Source organism: Candidatus Polarisedimenticolia bacterium (genome assembly GCA_035764505.1).
In the GTDB taxonomy this organism is placed as follows: domain Bacteria; phylum Acidobacteriota; class Polarisedimenticolia; order Gp22-AA2; family AA152; genus AA152.
On sequence record DASTZC010000102.1, the window covers coordinates 1 to 2178 of the forward strand.

A 2178-nucleotide genomic window follows, 5' to 3' on the forward strand; every position below is an offset into this window, starting at 1 on the left:
CTTCGTGCTGGCGCAGGGGACACTCGGGGTCGCCCCCCGATCGACGGCGTTACGCTGCAGCGGCGCCGAAGGGCGTGCTGCTTCGGAGGATCAGGGCGACCTCTTCGCCGTCGAGCGATTCGCGCTCGAGCAGCGCGCGCGCCAGCGCATGGAGCTTTTCGAGGTTCTCTTCGAGGATCACCCGCGTGCGATGCGCGCAGTCGCCGATGATGCGCTTGATCTCCACGTCGATCTGGAACGCGGTCTCCTCACTGTAGTCCTTATGCCGCGCGACTTCCCGCCCGAGGAAGATGTACTCCTCGTTCTTGCCGAATGTGAGGGGCCCGAGTTTCTCCGACATGCCCCACTCGCAGACCATCTTGCGCGCCATCTCCGTGGCCTTCTCGAGATCATCCCCGGCCCCGGTCGTGAGCTGGTTCAGCACGATCTCCTCCGCGGCCCGGCCGCCCAACAGGATCGTGATCCGGTTGATGAGGTATTCCCTCGAGTAGTTGTATTTGTCGTCGAGCGGCAGCTGCTGGGTGAGCCCGAGGGCCCGGCCGCGCGGGATGATCGTGACCTTGTGCACGGGATCGGTGCCGGGCAGGAAGTCGGCGACCAGCGTGTGGCCCGCCTCGTGATAGGCGATCGTCTGCTTCTCGGCGTTACTGATGATCATCGACCGCCGCTCGACCCCCATCAGGACCTTGTCCTTGGCGTTCTCGAAGTCCGTCATCTCGACGAACGTCTTGTTCTGTCGCGCGGCGAGGAGGGCGGACTCATTGACGAGGTTCGCGAGGTCGGCCCCCGAAAAGCCGGGAGTGCCCCGCGCCAGCACCTTCAGCTCGACGTTCGGCGCCAGCGGAATCCTGCGGGCGTGGACCCGGAGGACCTCCTCCCGACCCTTGACGTCAGGCCTCGGCACCACGACCTGGCGATCGAAGCGGCCCGGCCGGAGCAGTGCCGGGTCCAGCACGTCCGGCCGGTTCGTCGCGGCGATCAGGATGACGCCGTCGTTGGTCTCGAAGCCGTCCATCTCGACGAGGAGCTGGTTCAGCGTCTGCTCGCGCTCGTCATGCCCGCCGCCGAGGCCGGCGCCCCGGCGGCGGCCGACCGCGTCGATCTCGTCCATGAAGATGATACAGGGGGCGTGCTTCTTGCCCTGCTCAAACAGGTCGCGGACCCGGGAGGCGCCGACGCCGACGAACATCTCGACGAAGTCCGACCCAGAGATGGAGAAGAACGGCGCGTTCGCCTCGCCCGCGATCGCTTTGGCGAGGAGCGTCTTGCCGGTGCCGGGCGGGCCGACCAGGAGGACGCCCTTCGGGATCTTCCCGCCGAGCTTCTGGAACTTCTGGGGATCCCGCAGGAACTCGATGATCTCTCGGAGCTCCTCCTTGGCCTCGTCGATGCCGGCGACGTCTTGAAAGGTGACCTTATTCTGCTTCTCCGAGATGCGGCGCGCTCGCGCCTTGCCGAACGAGAGGGCCTTGGCGCCCACGCCCTGCATCTGGCGCATGAAGAAGATCCAGACGCCGATGAACAGCAGCATTGGCACCCACTGCAGGAACATCGCGTACCACAGGTTCGAGTCGTGTGGCCGGACCGCGATCTTCACTCCGTGGTCCCGGAGCGTCTTCACCAGATCGGGGTCGTCGACCACATAGGTCTTCTGGGTGGCGCCGCCGTCCTTCAGCGCGTAGGTCACCAGGTTGCCGCGAATGACCACGGAGTCGACTCGCCCCTGCTCGACCGCCTTGAGGAAATCCGAGAAATTGGGCTGTGCCTGGCCGTTTTTCTCGGTTCCCTCAAAGACCGTGAACAGCAGGATCACGATCAGGCCGATGCCCATCCAGAGGGTCAGGTTCTTGTAGACCTGATTCATGCCAGGAAAGCATAACATGGCGCATTGTTGGACCGTTTTCAGGACCGCCAGTCTCACGGGCTCGATGATGAGGGGGCCGGCGCGCTTCACGACCGATGAGTCACGAAATAGGAGGGCGCGAACGGCTTCGGGACCCGACAACCCGCAATCCCCGGCGGCCTTCGCTGCTGTCAAATTCAGGGCCTCGTACGACCGCGCACTGTGGGCACTCCGCACATGACTCGACTCCCTGGGGCTGGCATTAGACGAATCGCGGGCGGCATGGCGCATCAGGATTTCGACCCCCAGCTCACCCGGTACGACGAGAAGGGCGC

The 2178-nt window shown here is 65.0% G+C and carries 1 protein-coding gene; it reads right to left on the reverse strand.

Features of this window, described 5'->3' with window-relative positions:
- Positions 1-49: 49 nt before the first annotated feature.
- Entirely contained in the window at positions 50-1864 is a 1815-nt protein-coding gene (gene ftsH / locus VFW45_06905) for an ATP-dependent zinc metalloprotease FtsH (GenBank protein HEU5180502.1), read from the reverse strand.
- Between the last annotated feature and the right edge of the window lie 314 nt (positions 1865-2178).

Coding starts and splice junctions, on each gene's coding strand:
- ftsH (HEU5180502.1), bottom strand. CDS start 1,864: ATGAATCAGGTCTACAAGAACCTGACCCTCTGGATGGGCATCGGCCTG.